Here is a 24,756-nt window from a genome sequence, read left to right as displayed (position 1 = left end):
CGTCCGCCGCGGGCCGGGCCGTCGGCGCACAGCCCCGTCGGCTCGGACACGTCGCCGGGACTGCTGCTGCGGCGGTCCTGAGGTGACCGGAGTGGATCACGCCGCACAGACACACGGTGACCCGGCACGGGTTCGCCCACCACCGCGGGCTCCCCAGTGCCTCTTTCGACGGCGTCCCGGGCACAGCACACCACAAAGTCGGCACGCGGCGTGGCTTCGGCGGACAAGGGCCCAACTGCCTCTGTGATCGCCTGCCTCTTCGGTCTTCATCGTCCGGCACGGCGATTCACAGGTCGCTACAGGTTGTCCGGCGGTGATGGCCCCACCCTCCGTTCGGGGCCGCGAAAGCGCGGCCATAAGCGGAGGGTGGGGGCGATGCGGTGTTGCCTCAGAGCGACTTCGCGGCCTCGCGGATGACGTCGAGGACGAACTCGGGCTGCGACAGCATGGGCACGTGGCTGCTGTCGACGGGGCGACCGTGGGCGCCCATGCGTTCGACGGCGGCCCGCTGCAGTTCCGGGTTCACGGTCTCGTCCTGGTTACCGATGACGTACCAGCTGGGCTTCGTGCGCCAGGCGGTGCCGGGCACCTGCTGGTCGAAGATGTCGGCGATCGGAACGGCCCCCGTCGCCAGCACGAGCTTCTGCTCGGCTTCAGGCAGGTCGCCGCAGAAGTGGCCGATGCCCGACTCCTTGAGGTACACGCGGTTGTCGGCAACCTCGATGTGCCCGAACACCGGCGTCTTGTCGAACTTGTCCTGCTGCTGCTGCGAGGTCTCGGTCTCGTCCGGGGCGAGGGCGCAGAGGTACACCAGAGCTCCGACGCGGTCGTGCGTGCCCGCCTTGGTGATGAGGGTGCCGCCGTACGAGTGGCCCACCAGCACGACAGGGCCGGGCACATGGTTGATGCCTCGGGTGACGCACGCGACGTCGCCCTCGAGCGAGTCCAGGCCGTGCTGCGATGCCCAGACGGTGTGACCTTCGGCCTGGAGCGTGGGGATGAGCTTGCTGAAGCACGAGCCGTCAGCCCACAGGCCGTGCGCGAAAACGATGCTGGGTTTGTCCGCCATGATTCTCTCCTTCCGGAGTAACCGGTAACCGGAAAAATGCGGTGCACTGACTGACCACTGTGGTGACCTCGCGTTTTGCCCGAGCCTGAATCGCTGGGCCTTTGGCGCGGAACCCGTTGTTCCGGCCCGACGCCGGCCTCGGGTGATCAACTGAGGTGGTCTTCGAAGTCGATCGAGATGTGCAAGGTCCAAGAACCATCATTACCTCGCTTCCGGGACCAATCTCTCACCTGTTTGCGTGATGGGCCGGAAACGTCGAAGGCCGCACGCGGGTCATGGAGCCCTAAACACATAACCGCGAGGGCATGTCACGCTGCGTCGTGGATCGAACGGTTTGGCTGAGTGGCTGTACCCCATTTCGATCACGCGTTGTGATCTGTAATTCCGGTTGGTGCTGGGGCACGGAGATTCTGTGCCGTGCAAGTTTTGCTCTGTCCGCGGCGGCTTCTTCGCCCGGCGGTGAGAACATCGGTGCCGGCACTGTCTGACGCCGTTCCGCACGCGGCGCGAAAGAGCCGAGGTGGTGCGCGTGTATCCAGGACCCTTGCGCGGCCGAAGTGAACCGGTGGCGAGCGCCATGAGCGCCATGAGGAACGCGGTACGCCACGGGTCGAGCAGCCTGATCGTGGTCAGCCGGCCGTTAGGAATCGGCAAGACGGCTCTGATGGGAGAAGTGTCCTCGCAGGCGGCCCGGATGGACGTACGCGTGGCCTTCGGCGAGTGCGAGCCCATGGGCCAGGTCGTCCCGGGCGCGGCCAGTGATTGCCGCACTGCGCAAAGGCCACTCTCCCCTGGCCGGCACCGAGGAGTACGAGCAGCTCCTCGCGCTGTCCGACCAGCCGCTGATGCTCGCCGAACGCATCGCCGCGGTCCCTGAGTGCGCCGCGGCGTCCGGACCTGTGCTCGTGTGCCTCGACGACTGGCAGTGGGCAGACCATGTCAGCCGGTTCATCATGAGGATGCTTCTCGACCGGTTGATCGGCCTGCCTGTTTTCTGGGTGGTCGCCGGCCGCGACGAGGACATGCTTGCCGACCTGGCGGAATCGGACCCCGGTTCGGTGGAACACATCCGACTGGCACCGCTGACGACCGCCGACCTGGTCGACATCGCCCGGGATCGGCTTGGGCACCTTCCCGACGCGCGAACCCGCGGCTTTCTCGACGCGGCAGCCGACAGCCCACTGCCCTCGACGACGTGGCACGTGCTGCAGTGCAGGGGCCACGGGTTCTGCGCGACGGCGGCCCCCGCAGCGAGGCACGGTCTGGCTCTACCTCAACCGGGTCCGCCCGGCCCTGCTGGAGTGGCCGGAGCGCTACCAAGACCAGTCGCGCCAGCAGCCATTGGATCAGCGCTTCGATGCGCGGGCAGGACGCGACGCTGGAGCGGCTCCGCGTCGACCGGCAACTCGAAGAGGCCCTCACTCGCGGGCCTGACCCACTCCACCTCGCCGAGGCCCTCGGACTCGACGAGAAGACCGCGATGCGCTACGCAGATTCCGTCCGCCAGCCTCTGGAAGCGGCCGCCGGACAGAAATCCCGTGAGGGCTGACAGCGACCTTCTGTCATTCTGCCTGCCATGTCCGCACGAAATCGAAGGCTGCCCCGGCACCGTGCCTGGCCACTGACCACCACCGACATCAACGAGTGTCTCGGCCCCTACATGACCCGAGTCGCGGACCTGCGGTTCCTCACCGGCCATGACAGCGAGACCGTCGTTCTGGGAGCAGAATGGATCGCTCCGATCTCCCGCAACTATGGCCGCAGCATGCACCCGGACATGGTCGGCTTCCGCATAGACGTCCACCCGGTCGATGCCGCTGAACGTGCTGCCACCCGCGCTGTTCTACGGGCGCATGTCCTCCCGCAACTCCACGAGTGGATCACGCAGGCGATCGCCGCCAACGAGACCTGGCAACTGACTTCCCATCAACACTACTGGCGGCTCACCAACGGCCACCTCACCCACCGCGACGAAGCATGAACCCGGTCCGGACGACACGCGCACCCCCACGTCAGCGAGGTCACACGCGCAGGTTCACAACGAACCCAAGGAGCAGCATCCGGGAAACAGGCCACCAGACCCTCGGGTTCCCAACGAGAAACCTTCGGTTTCCCTGAACTCACGGGGCTCTCCGGCCTCGGGGATCAATCGAACCGTGGTTATCGGTGAGATTGATCTTGATGTCCGAGGCGGCCCCTCCGGCGGTTGATCTTCAAAAACCTTCGTTTTCTGAAGATCGCTCTGCGGGAGCGCCTGAAGCCCGTAGAGCTTTGAAGAGCCCCTTCAAAAAAACCTGGGTGGCGGACAAGGAGTCCGGCAAGACCGCGCTCCGGCCGGAGCTGAAGGGCGTGCCACGCCTTCCTCGACGCCGGCGACACGCTCGACCGCTACGGCCGCAGCCGCCAGGACCTCATCAACATGGTCTCCGAACTACGCGAGCGCGGGATCGGCTTCACCTCACTGCACGAGAGCCTCGATACCCCGACCCCTGGCGGTCGGCTCGTCTTCCGCGTCTTCGCCGTCCTCGCGGAGTTCATCCGCGAACTCATCGTCATCGGCACCAACGAGGGCTTGGCCGCCGCCCGCGCCCGAGGCCGGGTCGGCGGCCGCCCCACCGTCGCCACCGAGGAAGTCATCAAGGCCGCCCGCGACCTCCTGCCCGACCCCGGCCGCTCAATCACCTCGATCGCCAAACTGCTGGGTGTCTGCCCAGGCACCCTCTACAGCCGCATCCCCGACCTCCGGGAGCCGGGCGCCGAGGCCATCGGCCACCAGCTCGAAGCGCCCGCGAAGGAGGCGAACCCCAGCAAGATCAATCTCGCCGGGATTTCCGGTACGCCGACTACCCACACCCGCCGGTGGCGGCGGCTGGAGGCGCCGGGGTTCTGCTCGGTGGGGCCGGGGCCCTCGATCCCGGCCTGGTCCCTGGCGAGGTTGTGCCGGGCGGTCGACTGCCGGCCGGCCGGGACCCGCCTGCATCGGGGGGCAGCTCGGCTCACGCCGCGCCGAGGGGAGTTCAGGTCCTGAGGCGTTTTGCCGGCCGTGCGGAGGCGTGAATCTGCGATCGGCACAGCCCGGGCTGGTGCACAAGTTGCGACCTACAGGGCGCGCTCGGCGGCTTCCGCGAGGCCCGTGACCATGCGCTGCATGATCCGCGTGAGTTCGGGAGCAAGGAGAGGGTGAACATCGGGTGTTGCGTCGTAGTCCCCACGCCAGCGGATTCGGACGCCTCCCGCACCTTTCTCTTCCAGAGTGACGCGCGCTCGGTAGTTCTCCATGAACGGGTTGTCGCTGTCTTCGTATGCGAAAAGTTCACAGGGACGCAGTTGGGTGATTCGCTCACTCGTAACAACCTCTCCAGTGCGAAACGCGCGTACTGCTCCGACCTCGTCGCGCCCGTTCGGCGAGAGATTCTCCGACCTGTCCTGGACGAGTGCGTCCACAGTTCCCCACCGAGGCCAACTGTGAGCGTCCAACAGCAGAGACCACACCGCCGACGCGGGTGCCTCCGATTCCGCCGTAACGTCGTAGGAACCCTTCATTCCACACTTCCTTTACTCATTGTGATCTTTCCGGCTTCGAGCGCGCTCCGTCACTACGGCAGACCGGACATCAGCTGACCCGGTACGCACCGAGGTCCGGCCGCCCGTCGGGTGGCCGGACCTCACGCACGTTTCACGCAGGTGGCAGGAACCTGCCCGCCGTACACCACGCCCCACACCGAGCCGGCGCGGCCACACTTCCGGTACGCCGGACCGCTCTGGGCAATGTCTGGTCCTTTGGTGTTCGGAGACGTGACGACCCCAAACGGAGCTTCGCCGCTCGACGGTAAAAGTATTCAACGTCTGCCGTGCATCCAGCCCAACTGCTTCAACGTAGATCCACCCAAGACTCCGTGCTGGCGGAAATGGACGTCACGCTCGGGCAGGGCGGCCTTCGGTGATCTTGCCAAGTCACCGTTCTGCCGGCCGTCCGGGGGCGTTGCGGGTTGCCGGCCGTGGACGTGCGGGAGGGCGGTGGCGCGTGACCGGCCGGCGGTGCGTCAGAAGTTGTAGGGCTTGGTGGTGTTCCAGTTCAGCACGTCGGCCTCGGTCCAAGTGAACTTCTGGTTCTGACCCTTGCTGACGACGGAGTAGAAGGGGCCGGGGCGGCCGTCCTGGCCGCGCAGCGCGAAGGCGAGTGACTGCGCCGTGTGGTTCTTGGAGCCGTAGGCGAAGAGGTTCACCGCGCTGTATACCGTGCCTCCGGGCTTCAGCGTGATGTGCTTGGCGCCGCCCGGGGCGTCCTTCTTGGAGTGCGGCAGTGCGACGTTGTCGTTGTTCCAGTTGAGTACCACGGCCGGGTAGGAGGTGACCCAGCAGGGCTTGGTGCCCTCGTTCACCGCGGTGAGCAGCAGGTGGTCGCCCTGCTGGCCGGCGAACCGGTGCACCGCGGTGACCAGCATCTCGTCTCCGCGGCACTGCTGAGCGCTGGCCGTTGTGCTCGTGCTCGCCATCTCCCGCGCCCCGCCCGCGGCGGTCGCCGAGGACGCCCTTTCCTTGGTGTCACCACTGCTGTCGGCCTGCGCCGCGCTGCCCTTGGCGTCCCGGTCGGACGCGGACCGGCTCTGGGCGGTCCCCGCGCTGTGGTCGCCCCCCACCGCCTTCGAACCGCTGTCGGCACCGCCACAGGCGGTCAGACCCAGCGCCAGCGCGGCAGTGACGGTGGCCAGAGCGGCGGTACGGGCGGTACGGCGGGCACGGTAAGTGGTCATGATGAAAGCTCCCCCATGAACGGTCAGGACACGGCACCTTCCCTTGCTTTCGCAGGGCGGCCGGCCGCATCGGCTGTTTCGCTACACCCCATGAGATGACGCCGGGACGAGCATCGTTCACCCGGCTCTGTCCGCATTCGGTAACAGGACAACTGGGCCCAGACACACCGGTGTTCACGCCGTGCCCGTCAGCGGTGCAGCGCCTTCGGCTGGTTGCCGATGTTCTGGTACTCGCCGACGGCGTAGCTGACGAACTGGTTGTACGGCTGACCGCCGTCGTCGAAGGTGCTGAACCACCAGGCGGTCGAGGGGCTGCCGTCCGGGGTACCCAGTTCCAGGGACGGCTTGTCGGTCACGGACAGGAGGTACTTGGCGCCCTCCTTCCAATCGCTCACGTCCTTGGCCCGGCCCAGCCGCACCCGGACGCACCGGCCGGTCTCGTCGTTGACGATGGTGAAGTTGCCGGCAGGAAGCTTTGACATGCGCGCAGTATCGAATCCGCCACGGCCACGAAGCGCGCACCCTTCCGTGATCATCACTCCAAAGAGCGCGACGACACAGCTCCGATCGACCAGGCGGGGACCCGCTCAGGGGACAGTCCCACGGTGTCTGACGGCCTGCCATCGGGGTTCGTAGTCGTGTGCGTGGTTGAGGATGTGGTCAGTGGTGGCGGCTCGGCTGTACTGGGCGGTTATTCCGCGCTGGGCGCAGATCTGAGCCACGGTGTGCGGTGAGGGAACGGTGCTCTCGAGCCGGTGGTCCGCCCAGATCTCGTAGATCCGGAAGTGCAGGAAGTACCTGCGCAGCGTGGAGGGGCTGACGGGGCTGCCGCTGCGGCCTGTTATGCCTCGTCGGCGAGGTGTGCGGAGAGTTCCTCGCCGGAGGGCTGTTCGTCGTGCAGGCGCGGCCCGGTTTCAAGATCTCGTGCCGCATGTGATGCCGCTGCCGGACGAGCAGCAGTTGCTGTCGGCGTGCCTCCACGGTCGCCGCAGGTCCGAGTTCGCGCGCCGCGGCGAGATCGGGAAGCTGCGGCCTAGGCGGGATGCTCGGCGTCTGGCCGCGGCCGTCGGGGCTCATCGTCACGGTGTCCCACCCCCTTCTTCTCAGGCGTGGATTGGGAAGGATGCCTGGAACGTCAGGCGATCTTCGGCGCCATCGCCGATGCGGGAGAGGACGTCGTCGAGTGCGATGAACTCCTCCCAAGCCGCTCGGCCGGTTGCTTCGGCCAGCCGGGCAACGACGAGGTCCTCCAGGTCGGGGACGCGCTTGTTCTTCCAGATCTTGTCGGCGAGGCTCACCAAAAAATCTTCCAAGCCGACACGGGACTCCGTCCACGACGCGTGAGTCGCAGCGAAGCGGGCGAGCTCCGGGCCGACGCCGCGGCCGAGCAGAAGAGCCTGTCCAGCCTCCTCGTGCGCCGCGCCGGGCCCAGAGAGCTCGGAGACGTGCACCGTCTTCCCGATGTCATGTGTCGCGGCGCCGAAGAGCACCGCCTCGCGGTCGAAGAGCAAGGCCGGGTAGCGCTTCTCCATCCAGTCGACCAGCTGGTGCGCGACATCGTGGACAGCCCGCAGGTGGGCTGCCAGCCGCGGCGGACTCCCCAGCTCGATCAGGAGCTCCACGACGCGATCGGGCAGCGGGCACAGCGGTGGCTCGACGGGGCAGCGCATGGCCCTCGACAAGGCGGTGTCGGTCGTCACCGCGTCAGGGTACTGACCGCGCCTATCCTTCGCGTCCGTCAGAGGATCCCTCATCGGGACGACCGGCACTGCTCTCCCGAACCGCCCCACCTGCGCACATGCCGTCTCACATAGGTGGTCCGCGAAATCGTCCGATGAAGGGGGCGTAAACGGTACGCTCGCCCGGTGGGAGAACTGATCGGCTACGCCAGATGCTCGACCGCCGAACAAGACCTCACCGCCCAACGCGAGACCCTCACCGCGCTCGGCGTCCCCGACGACCGGATCTACCTCGACAAGGGACTCACCGGCACCAGCCGCGCCCGCCCTGGCCTCGATCAGGCCCTGGCCGCCGTCCGCGTCGGCGACACCCTCGTCGTCCCCGAACTCGACCGCCTCGACCGCTCCGTCCCCGATGCCCGCGACATCGGCGACACCCTCGTCGCCCGCGGCGTCTGCCTCTCCCCGGGCGGCAGTGTCTACGACCCGGCCGACCCGATGTCCAAGATGTTCTTCAACATGCTGGCCTTCTTCGCCGAGTTCGAAGCCGACCTGCTGAGAATGCGCACCCGCGAGGGCATGGCCGTCGCCCGCGCCCGCGGCGAACTCAAGGGCCGCCGGCCCAAGCTGTCTCCACGCCAGCAGGCCGAACTCGTCCGCATGCACGCCACCGGCGACTACACCATCGCCGAACTTATGGAGGTGTTCTCCGTGGGCCGCGCCACCGTCTACCGCGTCCTCGAACGCGCCGGTCACGGCAGCAGGGGAGGAACGGCATGAGACGCCGCGAGTCCGAGCTCGACCGGGACATAGCCGCGCTCCTGGCGGCCAGGGCCTTCATCGAGATCCGTCATCTGGCCGGCAGCACACGGCACGAGTCGGCGGCCAACCCCGAAGAGACACTGGAACGCATCAGGTTCTTGGCCAACCTGGGCCACAACCTGCCTGGTGTCACGCGTCCGGGTCCCACCACGCCGTCCCGCCCGGGCACGAGCCCCGGAAGCTGGGAGCAAGCGACCGCCGCACGGCCGATGACCGGGGTCTGGAACACCGCCGGCCCGAAGGCGCAGGAGTGGATACTGCGTCACATCGGCCAAGCAGGACGAACCTGGACGCCGCCCCCGCCCCTGCCGGAGCGCCGTAAGGGCCCGTCCCCGATGACACTGCGGCAGCGGGCCGGATTCCTGCTCGGACGCTGGCCCGTCAAGACTCCCGCCGGACGCCGGCCGCTGCCCGTCCAGGCGAACGTCCTCAAGGCCCTCGACGCCGAAACGGTCTGCTCTCTGTACGACGAAGCCCGACGGCTCCGACTTGGTCTGGGTGGAGGAGGACCATGGCTCCGAGCCCACCTGGATCCCGACGGCGTCCACTACCTGCTGCCGAACCCGGCGTTGTACTACTGGCCCGGCACCCCGATCAGCGACGGCGAGATTGGCTGGTGGCAGTGCACCGCGCTGCTGCGGATGCGCGACGGAGAGCAGGTCAGCGGCATGGTCGCCGTACTCCCGGAGACCTTCACGGCGCTGCCCTCGACTGTGCCCCGGCGGCAACAGCTTCGCCTCGCTCATTGCGCCCGCTCCACCGAGCGCGATACCTACCTCTGGGGCCGGGACCACAAGGCCGAGTGCGCCCCGGAACTCTGCGGCTACGTTCCCGAGGCGGCTGACAAGGGTTCGCCGACCACGCGCTGATCACCAGCAAGCAACATCAACTGGAGGCCGCATCGTCAAGTTCCTCGCCGTAGTGCCAGTGCCAGCGTCCCCAGGGGATGTCCCAAGTGCGGTTCTCGGCGCTGGGGCGGGGGATGGCGGGCAACGGACCGGGGGCTGTTTCGATGAGGTGGATCAGAGTCCAGCCGACGCCGTAGCAGTCGTCAGGACCGAAGCAGGTGGCCAGCGCGTGGGCTTCCTCGGTGGTGACGGGCTTGGTGATCGCCATCAGCTGCTGGCAACGCCTGTCGATCTCTTCTTCAGTGGAGTCCCAGTCCGGTAGTGGGCCGTCGGCGACAAAGATTCGGACTTCGGTTCTCATGCACGTTCCAGTCGCTCAGCCTTTGGTGGCACGAACCTAGTGGCCATCGTCCTTCGGTGACAATGCTCAACTTCCGTCGTCGCTGGAACGGCCGGACCTGCCATCCCGACGTCGAACCGCAGATCAGGCACCATGATCGATCTCAGCGCCACATCCTGTACTGGAACTACTCAGCCCCGGTGAAGGTGGCGTCGGTGTCGCCGATGATGGTGAACCGGACCCTGGCCACGGGCTTGCCGGCCTTGTCATCGGTGCGCACCGCGATCTTCTGCGCGAAGGTGTCCCGGCCGTCGCCGTGAGGTTCCCGGCGCCCATGTTCGTCAGACGGTCCACGGTCTGGGTGGGCGTCGGCGTGAGGGTGGGGATGCCAGGCGGGGATGGCTGCACCGGTGTGGGGCTCGGGGAGGTGGGCTGGTCGCTGTTGTGCGAGGGCAGCGCGCCGGTGCCGTCCGGCATCTCGTGCGTGCCCTTGCGTTTGGCCGTTGTCAGTTGTAGCTCTTCGACGCGGCGTTCACCCGGCCCTGGCCGCCTGGTGCCGGCTGGACTGGAGCGGGAGAGGAAGTTGTAGAGGGCTGTCAGGTCCGGGAAGTATGCGGCCGCGTGCAGGTTCGAGGGTCCCGATGTCGCGAACGCGCCGTGCACCGAGGGGTGGCCGGCCAGCGCCTGCCTGGCGGCGGCCAGATGGTCGGGGGCCACGTGCAGCAGGAGCTTGGCCTCGATGGGCAGCCCGAGGCGGCGCGGATCGACCAGGACCTGGGTGATCAGGCGGCCCTGGGCGGCCAGTTGGGAGAGGCGGCGGCGCACCGTGCTCTCCGGGTGGCCGGTGTGGGCGGCCAGGGCCGCCGCGGGCAGGCGTGCGTCAGGGGTGAGGGCGTCGATGAGGGACTGTTCCAGGGCGTCGGTGTCGACGCCGTAGGGGCCATCGCCCAGAGCCTGCTCGACGAGCAGATTGAGCAGGCCGCAGAGGGTGAATGAGTATCCTGCCGATTCAGCGGCGTTCCCGGTGAAAGTCCCTCAGCCACGCTGAACCCACGGCCGTCGCGCCGGCCAAGAACCGTGTCACCGATCCTGCTGGCTTATTCGGCCAGAACCCGTCTTTGAACCCCCGAGCGTCCGCGTCCGCCACGGCCACACCGCCAGCGGGACCGCTTCCTGACGCGCCTTGAAAAAAAGTTGCGGGCCGCTGTCGATCCGGCCACGTCCCGTTCGACGCCATGATGTGCGGCGCCTCGCCACACGATGACGCGACAGGACCTGACGAGGAAACACGTGGATCAACTACTGAGAGTCATGAATTTCAACGTCTCGAGTGACGGAATCGGTGCCGGTGAGCACCAGAGTCTCGAGAGACCGTTCGGCCACGACCATCCCGAGAGACTGTTCGCCTGGGCTGGAGCCACAGCGAGCTGGCCCATGCGCACGGATCCCGGCGGGAGCCGGGGTCTCGACGACTACTTCACGCGAGACTTCGCACGCAACATCGGTGCCGAGATCATGGGCCGCAACAAGTTCGGGCCCCAGCGCGGGCCCTGGCAGGACCATGAGTGGCGCGGCTGGTGGGGGCAGGAGCCCCCGTTCCGCACGCCGGTGTTCGTCATGACCCACCACAAGCGTCCGTCGTTCACGCTCTCCGACACCACGTTCCACTTCGTCGACGGCGACCCGGCCGCGGTCCTCGAACGGGCGCGGGAAGCGGCACAGAGCAAGGACGTCCGGCTCGGCGGCGGGGTCACCACCATCCGGCAGTTCCTCGATGCCGACCTCGTCGACACCATGCATGTGGCGGTCTCGCCGGTAAAGCTCGGGTCCGGACTACGCCTTTGGGAGTCCCCCGAGGAGCTGCTCGACCGGTTCCACCTGGAGATCGTGTCCAGCCCGAGCGGTGTGACGCACCACCTGTTCTGGCGACGGTGACACCAGGGCCCACTTGGGGCGGCTGAAAAGGCTGGCCAGGCACTCAACGACAACACGCCAACAAGTTCAGTAACTCAGCCGTTTCCGCCGCAGCCCTGGCTGAGACCGGGCCCTGGCTCTGAGTCTACGATCCTGGCCTTGATGCGCGGATCGTCGGCAATCTCAGGTGGTAGGGCCGTCCGGGAATCCGGCCTCACGGCGGACAGCTGAGCAGCGGCTGTTCTCCCCCAGGTCTTGGAGGCAACGGTTCAGCCCGTGCAGCCCGCGACGGGTGTGGCTCTTGACCGTTCCCAACGGCAAGCCGGTGACCTGGGCGATCTGTGTTTGTGTGAGGTCGTTGTAGTAGGCGAGGCTGAGCACGCGCCTCTGCGTCGCAGGGAGCTTTGACAACTCGTGGCTGATGAGGACGCGGTCCAGCACCGCATCGGGCTCGCCGGAACGATCCTGCGTGCATACGACGGCACCCGCTGCCGCCACCAGGTCGGCCCGGCGTGTCCGGGCGTGCAACGCGTCGGCGATCTTGCGCCGGGTGATTCCGACGATCCACGCTGCCAGGGCGCCACGTTCGGGTGTGAAACCGGCCCGCCCCCGCCAGGCGGCGAGGAACACCACCTGTGTGACGTCCTCCGCCTCAGCCGCGTCACCGAGAGAGCGCCGGGCCAGGGTGTACACCAGACGCCCCCATCGGTGGTAGACCCCGGAAAGGGCCTGCTCGTCGCCTCGGGCGAACGCGGTGGTGAGTTCCTCCTCATCAAGAGACTTCTGAACGGGAGCCGTGAGCGGAGCACCCTTGAGGGGCTGCTCGGTCAGCTGCTGTGAGGTCATGACGACTGCTCCTCGAACAGGGCGGACTGCGCCATGTCTCCGAAGAGGCGACTGCTGCAGGGTCGTACCGTCTGCGGTGTCTGGCGCATCGATTCGCGCGGGGCGATTTCGGCTCTGCCACCATCCGAAATATCGATGCAGCGGGCAACTTGCATCGACTGTGCGTCGTATTGGCTGACCGTTCGCGGGCGGCCCGCATGCCGGTTATCGGCGACGGGCGCAGACACGCGCGGGTTGACCGCTCATCCGCGGACGGCGGAACGGACAGGCTGCGCCACCCGTGAGTGGCTTGGGTGTAAGCCCCGGTCAGGGCTGGTCAGCCTTCCTTGCCGCGCCGTACTGCCAGGCCAGCGCGTTCGCGATCACATCGATCGAATAGCGCGCGGTGACCAGGTCGCGTCCCGCACGCGCGAAACGCTCGCGGTCCCTTTCGGGTAGGGCCGCTATTCTGCGCAGTCCGCTTTCGAACCCTGCCGCACTCGACGTGTCGAGCAGGATGCCGGTCACGCCGTCCCGTAGGTCGCGGCGGGCGGGCGGTCCCACCGACTCGCAGACCTGGCCGGAGAGCGGGCCGTGGTGATGCCATCGGTGCCCCAGCAGGCGTTGCTCGAACATGTCGACCTGGTGGTCCACCACGGCGGCGACAACTCTTTCACGGAGTGCGTCAGGGCGGGTGTTCCCGCTCTCCGCCGTGCGCGACGCGGAGCGTTCGGGCGCGGGTGTTGTCGCCGACCCGAACGCCGCAGGGCCGGCCGGGATCGGTGACGTCCTGGAGGCCTTGTCGGTCACGGCCGGCCTGCAGGTCGCCGAGCCGGCCGACCGGGTCCGTGAGCGCGGGCCCCGATGGGGAGCCGCGCGTCTGCTCGCGGTCATGCGGGAGCGGGTACCGGCAGGCCTAACGGCCTCAGGCACGGACGCGTCAGGTACCGGACAGCGATACCGGTGTTCCGAACCGCACCGGCACACCAGGTGCGTACAACACGCTGACCGGCGCTTCCTTGGGCCGGGACAGGCCTGCGGCTGCGATGAGGGAGTCGTCCCAGTCGAGCAGGGAGCAGTGGTGGAAGGACCACTCGGGGTGGGTGTTGGGGAGATAGTAGGAGCGTCCGAACGCACGCCCGTGCAGTCCCCAGCGGTTCGTCAGGAACTCCTCGACGGGGTCCGGCGTCATGGGGGTGCTGGTTACCTCGAGCCACACGCGAGCTCCGGCGTTCGGTGTTCCGCGGCGGCTGGTCCGGTACAGCAGGCGGTTGTCGAACCAGTGGCTGTGGATGCGGGACCACCGGTACGGGAGCCGGAAGGACGCGTCGGCGGCCAGGACGGGCACCAGGCGGTCGCATTCGAGCGAGCGGAACACCACTCCGCGGCGCCCCAGCGCGTCCCGGCTGTAGAGGCGTACGTTGACCTCGTCGAAGGACCCGAGATACGGGATCGTCGGGGTACCGCCGAAGGCGAGATCGCGCATGCGGAAGAAGACCAGGCCGACGTACGTGCTGCCGTTGTGAAGGTCGGGGACGGTTCCGGGCGGCAGAAGCCCGGCCACCTGGAACGGGTCCGCAGGCCAGTGCAGGAACACCAGGTCGCGCCAGTTCTGCCGGAACAGCATCCGCCGCAATTCCCGCGGCGCGCGAGGGGTTACCGGTTCCACGGGACGCATGGTCCGGTGGTACCGGCGGGGCGATCCACTGTCGGGCACGGTTGCTCCTCGGCCGCCCGCCCTACCGCTCGACGTCGAGCGGGGCGTCACGGCCCGGCTTCACCAGCCGGCCGTCGGCCGAGAGCGCGGCGACGATCGCGTCCACCGCCTCGGCGACGGCCAGTCCCGCCGGCAGCACGGGAGGCGTTCCGAGAACGGCTCGGCCGGCGAATCCCGTCTCCACATGGGGCAGACGGATCTCCAGCACCCTGACCCCGGACGCCCGCTGCTCGCGCCGGACCCCCCGCAGCCACGCGGCCAGGCCCGCCTTCGACGCGGCGTAGTCGGCCATGCCCGCCGAGGGCGAGTCGGCGACGACGCCCGTGATCGCCGCGACCACGCCGCCCGGCTTGACGACGGGAAGGGCGGCTCGCAGGAACGCCATGGGAGCCAGCGTATTGACGGTGAACAGATGCTCGGCCACGGCGTCGCTCACCGACTCGGCCGGTCCGAAGGCGGCAACGCCGACGCAGACGACGACCGCGTCCAGCCCGCCGAGTTCCCCGGCGGCCCAGGTCACCGTGCGTGCGCACTGCTCGAGGTCGTACGCGTCGAAAGCGCGGGCGGGGGCGTCGCCGCAGGCCCGGGACACGCGGGCGAGGCCTTCGCGGTCGCGGCCCGTGACGGCCACGGCGGCTCCCTGCTCGTGCAGCCGCAGAGCCAGGGCAGTGCCGAGGACTCCCGTTGCGCCGGGAACCAGGATCCCCGCACGGCTGATGACCATGACACACCTCCCGTGCCCCGGATGGCCCGGGGACATCGGACGACTCGCCTCCCTTCTTCGGCAGGTGATCGATCCCTGGATGCGGCAGTGGACCGGCCGCAGGCAACTCACGCCCGCCCTCCGTTCCGGTCCGCGAGCGTGTGACCCGTGAGCTGCGCCCGCCGGCTGCGGCGCCCGGCCGACACTTGCCGCCTCGGACCGCGCAGTCCGGCCCCGTCATATCCCGCCTCGTGGAGCCCAGTTCACACAAGCGCGCAGGATCGGGTGGCGGCGGCAGACAGCGGCGCGCCTGCTTCTTCGCGATGGGGCCGAGCTTCGTCGCGAAGAAGAGTGCGTGCGGTCAGCCCTTGCATCCGCGGACGCCACGAAACCAGAAAAGGGGTGAAAGCATCCAAAATGTTTCACCGGTCCGTGACGAGAGGGAAAGCAATGATCGTGAAGAAGCTGCACGATGCGGGCGTCCAGAGTGAACACGCCTACGCCGCGGCCTTCGGCTCCATCGGCCTTTCGCTCGTCTCCTGGCTGGCGTCCAACAAGCAGGAGAACCTGGAGCGGGCCGACCGTTGGGGCATCTTCGTGGGGGAGTGGGCGCCCACCTTCTTCGCCCTCGGGCTGGCACTGGCCAACTACGAGCAGAGCGATTCCGCGGTGGCCGACCGCTGATCGACGGGCCGCATCGGTCACGACCCTGTTTGGCCTGCATCTGCGATCTGCGGAAGCGCGCCTCCTTGACCGAGAAGACGCTGATGCGAGACATGGTGACAATGGAGACGAGCTCGGTGACGGAGCTGCTCGGCAGTGGGATCGAGGACGTTTCGGCCAGGCGACGCGTGGGGCTGGTCGGGCCGCCGACGTGGCGCGAGCTGGGGCTGCAGTCGATGTCGGCGACGCTGGTCGAATCGCTGAGTCAACGGGGAAGCCGCTTCTTCGAAGCACTGTGCCAGTGGCCTCGATGGCATGCACTGAACGAGCGTGCGCTCGCGGTGACGCATCATCCCCTGCTCATGGCCGAGTCTGCCCGCCAGCTCGCCGCCGCCCTGGAGTTGCGGTATCTCAAGGGAGCGGATGACAACCGACTCCAGCCTGTCTCGGTGAGCCTGGGAGTGGACCCGAGAGCACAACCGGTTGAGCGCGGTGCCGCGTCGGACGTGCTGGTGCACGTCACGGTCAGCGATCTCGTCGTACGAGTGGGTACTGTCGCCGCGTACCGCCTGACGGCCGAGTTCTTTCACGCCGGTACGCGCTTCGGCGCCTGCGGCATGACGCTGGCCCACCCTTCACGCCCTCGGCTGGAGGTGACCTCCACGTCGTATCCGGGCCTGCTGCGTCCCGCCCCGGCCGCCGTGGGAGCGTCGGCCGAACCGGACGTGCTTCTCGCGCGCGGAACACAAGGGCGACTCGTGATCGCCCCCTGCGACCCTGGGCACCCGGTGCTCCTCCCGGGCCGACCCGCCCTGCTGCCGGCGCTCGCCGTCATGGAAGCCGGAAGGCAGGCGACGCTGCTTTACCGAGGCGCCCTGCCGTCCGCTGTGGCCGGCATCGCTGTGCGACTTGACGCGCCGGTGCCAAGCCGAGGGGCGGTCGTAGAGGTGGCGGCCGAGGGCGGCGCCTCACGCTTCCTCGTAAAGGCCGGGGAACAGATTGCCGCCATGGGCACGGTCACCTTGTTGCGACCCTGAACGCAGCAACGTCGATCTGCACTGTCGCGGGCATGCCGAACCCCCGCCGATCGGAGCCCGCCGCTTCGCCCTTCCTCCTGCCCGGTCTTCCGCCTCGTCCGAGAGGGCAAGAACCAGGCATTCCCCTTCTCTGGCTGCCGGGCCGCACGGCCCACCGGGGGTGCTCGATCGGCCCATCTCGCGAGCTGGCCCATGGGCGATCCTCGAAAGAGAGGAAACCCGATATACGGGACGCTGGTGAAGGCGCCGACCTCCGGGAAGAGGAGGAGTGACGAGGATGCGGGCACAGGTGGTCGACGTGCGCTTCACCGGGAGGAGAGCCGGAACACCGTGATGCCTCCGGTCGAGGTACTGGACCGAAACGGGCAGACCGCCAGGGTCCGGTGATATCAGCGCGGGCGACGCGGCGCCCGCGCCTGCGGCGGGAACGGAGGCGCGGCCGGCGTTGGCTCTCCCTACCACCCGTGTGTTTTGGGCGCGCCCTTGAAGGGGCCTTGCACGTCCGAGGTAATCCAGCCGCCATAGAAGTCTCCGTCCTGAGCCCGCGCCTCTTCGCCACCGACAAGGCAGCGGTCGACGCGGCTGACGTAGAAGGCGAAGCAGTCCCTGAGGGCCGCGTAGGCGGGTTCAGGGTTGGAGTAGCTCCAGGCGGCACGACCGCGCACTTCGTGGCCGATGATCAGGTCCCAGTAGCGGGCAGTGCCCTTCCATTCACACCAGGAGTGGCCGTTGTTCGGGAACAGCAGATCGGACCTGACATCTTCCGGTGGGATGTAGAACGTCGGGGGATGGCTGGTCTCGAGTACCCGCAATGCCCGTCGAGTCTCGGCGATCACATGGCTACCGCATTCGACCCGGACGAGGCGGTCGTCCTGCAGTACAGCGGGGGGCCGTGGATAGTCCCATACGGACTCGATTTTGCGATCGATGGATTCGGTCATGCCGTCTCCTCGCCCTGAGTGCACACGCCTCGGTCAGCGCGTTCGTCACTACTTCTCCCCATCCCGGGGTCCCGGATGAGATGTCCTGGGATTGATCGGGCCATCGTGCCGTGGCGGGATGGACACCGGGCGGGCGGGTGACGGTCTCGGGGGGCTTCGAAGACAGTGCCGGCGCGGGTACCGGTCCCGAGGACAGCGATGTGCGCAGGTGCCGAGGGCGCCGACGACCGGTAGAACGTAAGGGTGAAGGACGAGGGCAGCCCTGTCGAGGATGCGCGGCCGCATCGTGTGGCGAGGCCGGCGATCGACTACCAGGCGCTGTTCGCGGTCACTCCCAGCCCCTGTATGGTGCTGGGCCCGGATCTGGTGCTCGCCGACATCAACGAGGCGGCCTGCCGGGTGACCGGCCGCACCCGGGAGGATCTCCTCGGGAGGTATCTCTTCGATGCCTTCCCTGACAATCCGGCGGACCCGGACGCTGACGGGGTGCGGAATCTGCACGCCTCCCTGCACCGGGTCCTGCGTTCGAAGGAGCCGGACACGATGGCGCCGATGAAGTACGACATTCCCGTGGCCGAGCGGCCCGGTGTGTTCGAGGAGCGTTGGTGGTCCGCGATCAACACTCCGGTGCTCGGGTCGGACGGGCAGGTGGAGTGGATCCTCCACCGGGGGGAGGACGTGACCTCGTTCATCCGCTCCCATGCTCGCCTGCGAGAAGGCGGCGCGCTCAGCGACGTGGAAGCCAGGGAGGTCGAACTGTACGCGCGGGCGCGTGAGCTCAAACGGTTGAACGAGGAACTGCGCCAGGCCCACGCCCGGGAACGCCAGGTCGCCCTCACCTTGCAGGAGGCCATGCTCCACTCGCCTCATCTGGCCCGACACCGGGAGACCGCGGTTCGCTACCTGCCCGCCGGGTCACTGAACGTGTGCGGCGACTGGTACGACGTGGTCGACCTGCCCGAGGACAGATTCGCCGTCGCGGTCGGCGATGTCGTCGGCCACGGACTTGAGGCCGCCGCCGTCATGGGTATGCTCCGCAGCGCATTGTCCGCCGCCGTCCGGGCCGTGGAACGGCCCGCGGGGGCCCTGGACGTCCTGGGCCTGTATGCACGCGACGTGGAGGGTGCGCTGGCCACCACGGTCGTCCAAGCCGTCGTCGACACCCGGGCTCGCCGCATCGTGTACAGCAGCGCCGGCCACCCGCCCGCCGTCCTGGTCCACCCCGACGGCACCTTCGACCTTCTCGACCAGGCCACCGACCCACCGCTGGGAGCCCGCCCCGAACCCGTCCCCCACCCCCAGGCCGCCCTGCCCTACACCCACGGCGACACCTTCGTGCTCTACACCGACGGCCTCATCGAACACCCCGGCGAGGACATCGACGACAGCCTGCAACGCCTCACCGACGCGCTCGGCCGCCATGCCCGCCGCGAACCCGAACGCCTCGCCGACGCCCTGCTCGCGAACCTCGGCGTCAGCAGCAGCGCCCGCGACGACGTCGCCCTGATCGTCATCCGCCTGTGATCCACGCGCCACCAGCGTGGTGCGCCACATCTGCACACCTGCCAGGTCGAGGGCGCCAAGGCAGGCATGCCACGTCTGGGTTTTTCGCGAGGTGCATGGCCTGACTCTCACGCAAGCAAAGGCCCTGGCAGATGAGTTGAAATCGACCGGGCTGGCGCGTCCACGGCACCGAGGTGCGCCTCGCACCCGTGGCGGTCCCGGCCCACTGGAACGGTCCCGTTCTGAAGAGAGGACCGGACGTGGCTGCCCTACTGGAGGCACAGGCCGATCGAGGCCGACGGCTCGGGCACCTGCCCCCTGGCCTGAGGCTAACGCCACGTTCACGCGCGGATCGCACCGGGGCCGAGGACATCTGGCCCGACAGACAGCGAGCCCGCGCCTGCCGTCGGGCTGGAAGAGGCATGTGTGACGGAACCCGGTAGAACGGCCGCTGCCCGGGAAGACGCGAGTTGATCTTCGTTGACGTCCCAGGGGAGGAAACATCACCATGGCCGTTCCCGCACGCGCCCGGCGTACCGCGCGCCGCTTCCGCCGGTTCGAACTCCGGGCGACGGCCCTCTACTTCGCCCTCCTCGCGGTCATCCTCGCGCTGGTGGGCGCGGCCGCCCGCACCGCGGCTGCGGCCGCGGTGCACCGTCCCGCCTGGGTTGTGGTGCTCGTCCTTGTGGGCGTCGGCGCCGTCATGGCCGGCTGCCGCGGGAAGCGCCACATATCGGCGGCGAGGATCGCGCGCCGCGCGGCGGTAGCCCTGGACGAAGCCACGCAGACGGCGGTCGAAGCGCTCGACGCGGCGTCACCGGCTCCCGCCGTCGGCCTGGTCCCCGCCGGCGCCTGCGGCGGCCGCCTCGGCACGGATCCCACCGTCCTGCTTCCCGAGACCATGCCCGAGGCGCCCGTGGACACGGTGGAGATCGCCTATGAGGCCCTGGACCCGGACGAGTTCGAACAGGCGGTGGCCGAACTGTGCCGGCGCGACGGCTGTCTCGACGTGGACGTCGTGGGCGGGGCCGGGGACCTGGGCGCCGACGTCGTGGCGAGGACGTCCGACGGGCGCTCGGTCGTCATCCAGTGCAAGCGGTACCGCGACGGCAACCGGGTCGGCTCGCAGGACCTGCAGCGCTTCGGCGGCACCTGCTTCACCCTTCACGGCGCCGATGTCGCCGTCGTGGTCACCACCAGCGACTTCACCGCCCCCGCGCTCGACTACGCGGAGCAGTGCGGCATCGTGTGCGTCGACGGTCCGCAACTGCGCCGCTGGCAGGAGGGTGCGGGACCGCGGCCGTGGGAGGCACAGCCGTCGGCGGCCTGAGGCGGGTCGCGTTGGCGGTCCGATCTCAGGGCAGGGCCTGCTGAGTCCGAAGCAACTGCTGCCTGCGACGATGCGCTGGTGAGCTATGACCTTGCGGTGTGGGACGGCGATCGTCCACTCGACGACGACCAAGCGGGCTCGACCTACGACGAGCTCTACGAGCGCTACCTGGAGTCGGACGATGTTGCCGTGCCTCCGGTGCCGCGCATCAGGGCCTACGTGGAAGCCCTCGTCGAGCGATATCCGGACGACGTCGCTCGCAGCGTATGGGCGTCTCCGCCGGTCATCGAGGAGGCATCGGGGCCGATGGTGTACCTGCTCATGTCCTACAGCAAGGCTGAGGAAGTCTCCGAGTACGCCGCCGTGCTGGCTCACGAGCACGGACTCATCTGTTTCGACCCGCAGGGAGAATGCCTCCGGCCGTGATCTGCCTGTTCGTTCAGCGGGCGGACCAGAGGCAGATGCCCTAGACGAGGAGGCCGGGGCACAGTCATGGCCCAGCCGGCCCGGCGGCTTTCCCTGCGACACCACAGCCGCGAGCAACCAGCACCGAGCCCGAGGACGCGACCGGCTGAGCCGATGGTGGTCGTCGTCCCACTCCAGGAGGACCAGACAAGGTACGTGGCCTCTACAGTCCGGCCCGGGTGTGTACGGCGGCAGAGCAGCTCCATCTCTACGACGAGTAGCAGCTGCTCTCCGGCCTGGTCGAACTGCTCCTGGAGGTGGGCTCGCGAAAGAGGCCGGCCAGCTCTTCGGCGCCGGCCGCGAGGTCACTGCGCTGGGCGAGGCAGTCGGTCATGGAGCAACGGTGGACGGCGCGGGCACGTTCCAGCAGCGCTACCGTCCAGGGTGCGGGGGCGGCGATGAGGGCCTCGATGTGGCCCATGAACCGTGGCCGGAGGGGACTTCCTGTCCGGAAAGGGGCCATGGTCTTGTGGTGACGTCTCCAGGGTGTGGCGGCGTGCGGCAAGCTGTCGCGATGAGTGCGTGTGCTACCTCCTTGTGATCTTGGTCATGAGCACACAGAATCCCCATTCTGCGTGCAACGACCTGCCTACGTCGCTGATCGAATCGTCCGGGTCGGCAGACTCCACGATCAATTGGGCCTCTGGTGTCGGCGAACCGTGAGGAACGACAAACCCGCCAGGCCCACTTTCTCCACTTGGAAAATCTCATGCGCATCCGTGTCACCGTGGCCGCCGTCTCCGGCCCCCTGGCGTTCTTTGCCCTGGTCGTTCCGGGTGCTCACGCCGCCGGTTTTGCCGACCACCGTGCGAACATCGCCAAGGTGCGCGAAGTCGTCCACGCCGCATCGGGCAAGACTTCGTTCACCAGCTCCAGGCTCCGACGAGCCCTACGACCTCGACCTGTCCTTCTCGAACGCGAAGGTCAACAACGGCAAGCCGATCGTCGTCGGCACCACCCACCGGGTCTCCGTCCCGGTCACCTACAGCGTCAAGCACGCCGTGTCCGTGGACATCACCGCCGACGACTTCCTGCTGGAGGTCGAGATCTACCGCGGTGCCTACGACGAGTCGGGGAACGTCCTGTTCAGCGACCATGCCCCCTCCTGCACCGCGAACTCGTCGACCACCGCCACCTGCAAGGGCACCATCGACGTCTACCCGCAGGACGAACTGCGCAACGAAGACGCGGGCACCTGGAAAGCCATCGGCGTCGCCATCGCCTGGAACGGCGTGAACCCGGAAGACCTGGATCCTGACTGGAGCAAGGTCGGCTCCGTCTACCAGGACGGACTGGGCACCGCCAAACTCCAGCGCTACTCCAGGCTGACCGTCAACGCCTCCCCGGAGCCAGTCAAGAAAGGCAAGACCGTCACGGTCACCGGCCTGCTGTCCCACGCCAACTGGGACACCGGCACGTACACGGGCTACACCTCCCAGCCGGTGCAGCTCCAGTTCCGCAAGAAGACCAGCGACACCTACACCACCCTCAAGACGGTCAAGTCAGACTCAAAAGGCAACCCGAAGACGACCACGACGGCCACCGTCGACGGCTACTTCCGCTACAGCTTCGCGGGCACCTCGACCACCCCGGCCGTCAAGGCCACGGGCGACTACGTCGACGTGCAGTAGCTCGCAAGGCCCGTAGCTACGCTCGTATGGGAACGCGGGGGTCAGGACTCGAGGGCGGCCGCCGTACTCCAAGCCGTCAACCAGGCCTGGTCTGCGGCCACGCCCGTACCGTCGTTGGCGCTAACCAATCCGCTTGGCAACTCTCCAGGGGCACACGACGGTGAGCGCAGGGACAGCTGGGGCGGCATTTGCCGAGTGGTGTTCACCAACATTGCCTTGGCGGAGAAGGCTCTGCCAGGAGGGGCAAGTAGTGATGATGAGAAAAGCGCGAACGCATGGTGTGGCTGCGGGTTTTGTGCTCCTGGCGGCCGCATCAGGGTGCTCCTATCCCGGACGAGACGTGTAAGAACTCGCGCGGATAGGCGTTATGGGACCCCGGCAGCACGGCAGGCACAGGTCTTGGCAATCATGGAGTTGCGACGCTCTGTGACCACGGGAGAGACCTGTGCCTGTCCTGCCATCATGGCTGACCGAACCGCTGTGGGACCAATTCTCGGTGCTGCTGCCCGAGCGGCCGGTCTACCACCCGGACCATCCGTTGCGGTGTCACCGTCCGCACATCGGCGACCGGATCGTCTTCGACAAGCTTCTGCAGCTGCTGCGCTTCGGTTGTCCCTATGAGGCGATAGCCGACGCCACGTGCTCGGCCAGCACGATCCGAAGTCGTCGCGACGAGTGGATCCGGCTCGGGGTGTTCAGCCGGTTCAAGCAGATCGCGCTTGAGTCATACGACCGGATCGTCGGCCTCGAACTCGATCAGATCGCCATCGACGGCTCCATCACCAAAGCCCCTGGTGGCGGTCAGGCTGCCGGACGCTCCCCGATCGACCGCGGTAAACAGGGACTGAAACGTTCAGGGATGGTCGACAGCTACGGAATCCCGTTGGGCCGGATCCTGGCTGGCGCGAACTGCCACGATTCCCCGCTGCTGGCACCCACTTTGGGCCGTCTGGGCGATTTCGGCCCTCTGCCCGATGAGATCACCGTGCACCTGGACGCCGGCTACGACTCGAACAAGACCCGTGCCCTCCTCGCCGAACGAGGCCTGCGCGGCCGGATCGCGCACAAGGGCGAGAAGGCTCCAATCCAGGCAAGCCAGCGCTGGCACGTCGAGCGCACCCACGCCTGGCAGAACGCCTTTCACCGCCTTGCCCGCTGCTTCGAGCGCCACACCATCGTGATCGACGCCCTCTTCGATCGACCTCGCAGACACGATCATCACTGTCCGCAGCCTCATCCGTCGGGCCTGGACGACTCACCGCTGGGATGAGCGCCCCGCCGACGTCCGTGACCCCACCGCCCACGGCGTCAGCGACAATGACATTCACCACCGGACGACAGGACAACGCATGCGGCGATTCACACTGCCCTGGGGCGAACTCGAGGTGTTCGCCGCCAACGAGCCCGTCCCCGTGGCCCTGCAACCCATCACCGCAGCCCTCATCCATCTCGAGGACCGCTTCCGTCCGGCGCTCCTCCGGCCGCACCTACGACCAGAAGCTCCCTACGCGGCGGTCTGGCCCGCGAACCGACCCTTGCCCGACCTCACTGAAGACGCCACACCGGACCCGCATGGCCTGGAAGAGGTCGTCCTCGCAGAAATCCATTCCCTGACCTGCCACGTCTGCACGGCACGCTTCCGAGCCGTCTACCCCGACACAGGACTCCCGATCTTCGGCCGGCACATCGGAGCACACCAGCTGATCAACGGCTGCCCCCGATGCGGCAGCGATTTCACTGCGTCGCGAATCCAGGCCCTCACCTTGCTGCCCTGTCCTGACGGCCCCTCATCACAGCCCGTCACAGCACCATGATCCACAACACTCGCCAACCCACCCGCTTATCCGCGCGAGTTCTAAGAGTCAAGACTTCTGGCGCATCGCACTAGTGTTCTGAGTCGGGAGTTCCGTTCAGATGTATAGGCTTGCTCTATGGCGCGGATGGGGCGGCCGAAGGCCGAGTTGACGCTGTCGGATGCGGAACGGGCCGCGCTCGAGGAATGGGTGCGGCGTCGTTCCACACCGCAGGCGTGGGCCTTGCGGTGTCGGATCATCCTGGCCTGCGCGACCGGTGCGTCGAACAAGGATGTTGCGGAGCAGTTGGGTTCGACGCCTCATGCGGTGGGCTGCTGGCGGGCCCGGTTCGTGCAGGACCGGATCGCCGGTCTGGGTGACATGCCACGTCCGGGCGGTCCCAGGACCGTGACGGAGGAGCAGGTTGCCGCGGTGGTCACCAGGATGCTGGAATCGACTCCGAAGAACGCGACGCACTGGTCGACGCGGTCGATGGCGAGGGAGATGGGCCTGTCGCAGTCGTCGGTGTCACGGATCTGGCGGGCGTTCGGCCTGCAGCCGCACCGGTCGCAGGCCTTCAAGTTGTCGACCGATCCGTACTTCGTCGACAAGGTCCACGATGTGGTCGGCCTGTATCTGGACCCGCCCGAGCGGGCCCTGGTGTTCTGCGTCGACGAGAAGTCGCAGATCCAGGCGCTGGACCGGTCCCAGCCGGTGCTGCC

The 24,756-nt window shown here is 67.9% G+C and carries 27 protein-coding genes and 2 pseudogenes; 16 read left to right on the top strand and 13 right to left on the bottom strand.

All coding sequences use genetic code 11. The annotated features are described in order from the left end of the window. Positions 1-388 precede the first annotated feature (388 nt). Entirely contained in the window at positions 389-1,069 is a 681-nt protein-coding gene (locus ACH4S8_RS04210; protein ID WP_398390774.1) for an alpha/beta fold hydrolase, read from the bottom strand. Between the two features lie 1,357 nt (positions 1,070-2,426). Between ACH4S8_RS04210 and ACH4S8_RS04205 the strand changes: the two genes are divergently transcribed. The 3 genes from ACH4S8_RS04205 to ACH4S8_RS04195 all read left to right on the top strand — a co-directional run bounded on the left by ACH4S8_RS04205 (position 2,427) and on the right by ACH4S8_RS04195 (position 4,097). Further along, on the top strand, positions 2,427-2,618 hold the full coding sequence (locus tag ACH4S8_RS04205) for a hypothetical protein (RefSeq protein WP_398390772.1): 192 nt from the start codon (positions 2,427-2,429) through the stop codon (positions 2,616-2,618). Positions 2,619-2,645: 27 nt separating this feature from the next. Next, entirely contained in the window at positions 2,646-3,050 is a 405-nt protein-coding gene (locus tag ACH4S8_RS04200; RefSeq protein WP_398390770.1) for a hypothetical protein, read from the top strand. 438 nt (positions 3,051-3,488) lie between these two features. Continuing rightward, positions 3,489-4,097 (top strand): recombinase family protein, encoded by a 609-nt coding sequence (locus ACH4S8_RS04195; RefSeq protein ID WP_398390768.1) that lies wholly within the window; start codon positions 3,489-3,491, stop codon positions 4,095-4,097. Positions 4,098-4,168: 71 nt separating this feature from the next. On the opposite strand, the gene ACH4S8_RS04190 is transcribed toward ACH4S8_RS04195, so the two are convergent. From ACH4S8_RS04190 to ACH4S8_RS04175, 4 genes are all read right to left on the bottom strand, one after another. Then, the gene (locus ACH4S8_RS04190; protein WP_398390766.1) at positions 4,169-4,612 is read right to left on the bottom strand and encodes an SRPBCC family protein; all 444 of its coding nucleotides are present in this window, start codon (positions 4,610-4,612) and stop codon (positions 4,169-4,171) included. 500 nt (positions 4,613-5,112) lie between these two features. Continuing rightward, entirely contained in the window at positions 5,113-5,823 is a 711-nt protein-coding gene (locus ACH4S8_RS04185) for a DUF4232 domain-containing protein (protein WP_398390764.1), read from the bottom strand. A gap of 188 nt (positions 5,824-6,011) precedes the next feature. Next, a complete protein-coding gene (locus ACH4S8_RS04180; RefSeq protein WP_398390763.1) occupies positions 6,012-6,305 on the bottom strand; it encodes a hypothetical protein in 294 nt (97 codons plus the stop codon). A gap of 621 nt (positions 6,306-6,926) precedes the next feature. Next, a complete protein-coding gene (locus ACH4S8_RS04175) occupies positions 6,927-7,493 on the bottom strand; it encodes an HD domain-containing protein (RefSeq protein WP_398391727.1) in 567 nt (188 codons plus the stop codon). A gap of 195 nt (positions 7,494-7,688) precedes the next feature. On the opposite strand from ACH4S8_RS04175, the gene ACH4S8_RS04170 reads away from it, so the two are divergent. Together ACH4S8_RS04170 and ACH4S8_RS04165 are read left to right on the top strand one after the other, a co-directional pair. After that, complete coding sequence (locus tag ACH4S8_RS04170; protein WP_398390761.1) at positions 7,689-8,282, top strand: recombinase family protein; 594 nt, start codon at positions 7,689-7,691, stop codon at positions 8,280-8,282. Continuing rightward, a complete protein-coding gene (locus tag ACH4S8_RS04165; RefSeq protein WP_398390759.1) occupies positions 8,279-9,193 on the top strand; it encodes a hypothetical protein in 915 nt (304 codons plus the stop codon). Before ACH4S8_RS04170 ends, ACH4S8_RS04165 begins: the two co-directional genes overlap by 4 nt. A 16-nt stretch (positions 9,194-9,209) precedes the next feature. Here ACH4S8_RS04165 and ACH4S8_RS04160 read toward each other — a convergent pair whose 3' ends face one another. Further along, on the bottom strand, positions 9,210-9,533 hold the full coding sequence (locus tag ACH4S8_RS04160; RefSeq protein WP_398390758.1) for a hypothetical protein: 324 nt from the start codon (positions 9,531-9,533) through the stop codon (positions 9,210-9,212). Positions 9,534-9,589: 56 nt separating this feature from the next. On the opposite strand from ACH4S8_RS04160, the gene ACH4S8_RS04155 reads away from it, so the two are divergent. Then, on the top strand, positions 9,590-9,832 hold the full coding sequence (locus tag ACH4S8_RS04155; RefSeq protein ID WP_398390756.1) for a hypothetical protein: 243 nt from the start codon (positions 9,590-9,592) through the stop codon (positions 9,830-9,832). Positions 9,833-10,142: 310 nt separating this feature from the next. On the opposite strand, the pseudogene ACH4S8_RS04150 reads toward ACH4S8_RS04155, so the two are convergent. Beyond that, positions 10,143-10,370: pseudogene (locus ACH4S8_RS04150) on the bottom strand (Lrp/AsnC family transcriptional regulator); the annotation flags it as partial. Positions 10,371-10,802: 432 nt separating this feature from the next. Between ACH4S8_RS04150 and ACH4S8_RS04145 the strand changes: the two are divergent. Next, on the top strand, positions 10,803-11,447 hold the full coding sequence (locus ACH4S8_RS04145; RefSeq protein WP_398390754.1) for a dihydrofolate reductase family protein: 645 nt from the start codon (positions 10,803-10,805) through the stop codon (positions 11,445-11,447). Positions 11,448-11,609: 162 nt separating this feature from the next. Here ACH4S8_RS04145 and ACH4S8_RS04140 read toward each other — a convergent pair whose 3' ends face one another. The 4 genes from ACH4S8_RS04140 to ACH4S8_RS04125 form a co-directional block, all read right to left on the bottom strand. Beyond that, positions 11,610-12,272, bottom strand: coding sequence for a sigma-70 family RNA polymerase sigma factor (locus ACH4S8_RS04140; protein ID WP_398390753.1), 663 nt, complete (start codon positions 12,270-12,272; stop codon positions 11,610-11,612). A 306-nt stretch (positions 12,273-12,578) separates the two neighbouring features. Next, the gene (locus ACH4S8_RS04135; RefSeq protein WP_398390751.1) at positions 12,579-12,908 is read right to left on the bottom strand and encodes a glycosyltransferase; all 330 of its coding nucleotides are present in this window, start codon (positions 12,906-12,908) and stop codon (positions 12,579-12,581) included. Between the two features lie 283 nt (positions 12,909-13,191). Beyond that, positions 13,192-13,929 (bottom strand): YqjF family protein, encoded by a 738-nt coding sequence (locus ACH4S8_RS04130; protein ID WP_398391726.1) that lies wholly within the window; start codon positions 13,927-13,929, stop codon positions 13,192-13,194. A gap of 61 nt (positions 13,930-13,990) precedes the next feature. After that, positions 13,991-14,692, bottom strand: a complete 702-nt coding sequence (locus ACH4S8_RS04125; protein ID WP_398390749.1) for an SDR family NAD(P)-dependent oxidoreductase — start codon at positions 14,690-14,692, stop codon at positions 13,991-13,993. Between the two features lie 429 nt (positions 14,693-15,121). Between ACH4S8_RS04125 and ACH4S8_RS04120 the strand changes: the two genes are divergently transcribed. Together ACH4S8_RS04120 and ACH4S8_RS04115 are read left to right on the top strand one after the other, a co-directional pair. Beyond that, positions 15,122-15,355: a hypothetical protein gene (locus ACH4S8_RS04120; RefSeq protein ID WP_398390747.1), complete on the top strand. Its 234-nt coding sequence runs from the start codon at positions 15,122-15,124 to the stop codon at positions 15,353-15,355. A gap of 65 nt (positions 15,356-15,420) precedes the next feature. Continuing rightward, on the top strand, positions 15,421-16,371 hold the full coding sequence (locus tag ACH4S8_RS04115; RefSeq protein ID WP_398390746.1) for a hypothetical protein: 951 nt from the start codon (positions 15,421-15,423) through the stop codon (positions 16,369-16,371). Positions 16,372-16,826: 455 nt separating this feature from the next. Here the strand turns inward: ACH4S8_RS04115 and ACH4S8_RS04110 are convergent, their stop codons facing one another. After that, entirely contained in the window at positions 16,827-17,312 is a 486-nt protein-coding gene (locus ACH4S8_RS04110; RefSeq protein ID WP_398390745.1) for a DUF427 domain-containing protein, read from the bottom strand. Between the two features lie 288 nt (positions 17,313-17,600). Here ACH4S8_RS04110 and ACH4S8_RS04105 point away from each other — a divergent pair, with 288 nt between their 5' ends. The 3 genes from ACH4S8_RS04105 to ACH4S8_RS04095 all read left to right on the top strand — a co-directional run bounded on the left by ACH4S8_RS04105 (position 17,601) and on the right by ACH4S8_RS04095 (position 20,571). Beyond that, the gene (locus ACH4S8_RS04105) at positions 17,601-18,836 is read left to right on the top strand and encodes a PP2C family protein-serine/threonine phosphatase (protein WP_398390744.1); all 1,236 of its coding nucleotides are present in this window, start codon (positions 17,601-17,603) and stop codon (positions 18,834-18,836) included. 487 nt (positions 18,837-19,323) lie between these two features. Further along, a complete protein-coding gene (locus ACH4S8_RS04100; protein ID WP_398390743.1) occupies positions 19,324-20,145 on the top strand; it encodes a restriction endonuclease in 822 nt (273 codons plus the stop codon). Positions 20,146-20,223: 78 nt separating this feature from the next. Next, entirely contained in the window at positions 20,224-20,571 is a 348-nt protein-coding gene (locus tag ACH4S8_RS04095; protein WP_398390741.1) for a hypothetical protein, read from the top strand. Between the two features lie 247 nt (positions 20,572-20,818). Here the strand turns inward: ACH4S8_RS04095 and ACH4S8_RS04090 are convergent, their stop codons facing one another. Further along, the gene (locus ACH4S8_RS04090; protein WP_398390739.1) at positions 20,819-21,031 is read right to left on the bottom strand and encodes a hypothetical protein; all 213 of its coding nucleotides are present in this window, start codon (positions 21,029-21,031) and stop codon (positions 20,819-20,821) included. Positions 21,032-21,416: 385 nt separating this feature from the next. On the opposite strand from ACH4S8_RS04090, the gene ACH4S8_RS04085 reads away from it, so the two are divergent. The 4 genes and pseudogenes from ACH4S8_RS04085 to ACH4S8_RS04070 form a co-directional block, all read left to right on the top strand. Beyond that, positions 21,417-22,241, top strand: coding sequence for a hypothetical protein (locus ACH4S8_RS04085; protein WP_398390737.1), 825 nt, complete (start codon positions 21,417-21,419; stop codon positions 22,239-22,241). Between the two features lie 445 nt (positions 22,242-22,686). Beyond that, positions 22,687-23,518 (top strand): annotated as a pseudogene (locus ACH4S8_RS04080) (IS5 family transposase); the annotation flags it as partial. 72 nt (positions 23,519-23,590) lie between these two features. Further along, on the top strand, positions 23,591-24,055 hold the full coding sequence (locus ACH4S8_RS04075) for a hypothetical protein (protein WP_398391754.1): 465 nt from the start codon (positions 23,591-23,593) through the stop codon (positions 24,053-24,055). Positions 24,056-24,172: 117 nt separating this feature from the next. Further along, a partial coding sequence (locus ACH4S8_RS04070; RefSeq protein ID WP_398390736.1) for an IS630 family transposase occupies positions 24,173-24,756 on the top strand: 584 nt, incomplete at its 3' end.

The sequence above is a fragment of the Streptomyces sp. NPDC021080 genome (assembly GCF_044333225.1).
GTDB lineage: Bacteria > Actinomycetota > Actinomycetes > Streptomycetales > Streptomycetaceae > Streptomyces.
Note: the sequence above shows the minus strand (reverse complement) of the source record. Positions and strands in the feature narration are given on the sequence as shown.

Bases quoted from the DNA above. Each gene is read 5' to 3' on its own strand.
- ACH4S8_RS04175 (WP_398391727.1), bottom strand. From the start codon at position 7,493: ATGCGCTGCCCCGTCGAGCCACCGCTGTGCCCGCTGCCCGATCGCGTC.
- ACH4S8_RS04200 (WP_398390770.1), top strand. From the start codon at position 2,646: ATGTCCGCACGAAATCGAAGGCTGCCCCGGCACCGTGCCTGGCCACTG.
- ACH4S8_RS04165 (WP_398390759.1), top strand. From the start codon at position 8,279: ATGAGACGCCGCGAGTCCGAGCTCGACCGGGACATAGCCGCGCTCCTG.
- ACH4S8_RS04205 (WP_398390772.1), top strand. From the start codon at position 2,427: ATGCGCGGGCAGGACGCGACGCTGGAGCGGCTCCGCGTCGACCGGCAA.
- ACH4S8_RS04185 (WP_398390764.1), bottom strand. From the start codon at position 5,823: ATGACCACTTACCGTGCCCGCCGTACCGCCCGTACCGCCGCTCTGGCC.
- ACH4S8_RS04130 (WP_398391726.1), bottom strand. From the start codon at position 13,929: ATGCGTCCCGTGGAACCGGTAACCCCTCGCGCGCCGCGGGAATTGCGG.
- ACH4S8_RS04110 (WP_398390745.1), bottom strand. From the start codon at position 17,312: ATGACCGAATCCATCGATCGCAAAATCGAGTCCGTATGGGACTATCCA.
- ACH4S8_RS04075 (WP_398391754.1), top strand. From the start codon at position 23,591: ATGCGGCGATTCACACTGCCCTGGGGCGAACTCGAGGTGTTCGCCGCC.
- ACH4S8_RS04090 (WP_398390739.1), bottom strand. From the start codon at position 21,031: ATGGGCCACATCGAGGCCCTCATCGCCGCCCCCGCACCCTGGACGGTA.
- ACH4S8_RS04190 (WP_398390766.1), bottom strand. From the start codon at position 4,612: ATGAAGGGTTCCTACGACGTTACGGCGGAATCGGAGGCACCCGCGTCG.
- ACH4S8_RS04195 (WP_398390768.1), top strand. From the start codon at position 3,489: ATGGTCTCCGAACTACGCGAGCGCGGGATCGGCTTCACCTCACTGCAC.
- ACH4S8_RS04140 (WP_398390753.1), bottom strand. From the start codon at position 12,272: ATGACCTCACAGCAGCTGACCGAGCAGCCCCTCAAGGGTGCTCCGCTC.
- ACH4S8_RS04180 (WP_398390763.1), bottom strand. From the start codon at position 6,305: ATGTCAAAGCTTCCTGCCGGCAACTTCACCATCGTCAACGACGAGACC.
- ACH4S8_RS04125 (WP_398390749.1), bottom strand. From the start codon at position 14,692: ATGGTCATCAGCCGTGCGGGGATCCTGGTTCCCGGCGCAACGGGAGTC.
- ACH4S8_RS04120 (WP_398390747.1), top strand. From the start codon at position 15,122: ATGATCGTGAAGAAGCTGCACGATGCGGGCGTCCAGAGTGAACACGCC.
- ACH4S8_RS04160 (WP_398390758.1), bottom strand. From the start codon at position 9,533: ATGAGAACCGAAGTCCGAATCTTTGTCGCCGACGGCCCACTACCGGAC.
- ACH4S8_RS04210 (WP_398390774.1), bottom strand. From the start codon at position 1,069: ATGGCGGACAAACCCAGCATCGTTTTCGCGCACGGCCTGTGGGCTGAC.
- ACH4S8_RS04100 (WP_398390743.1), top strand. From the start codon at position 19,324: ATGGCCGTTCCCGCACGCGCCCGGCGTACCGCGCGCCGCTTCCGCCGG.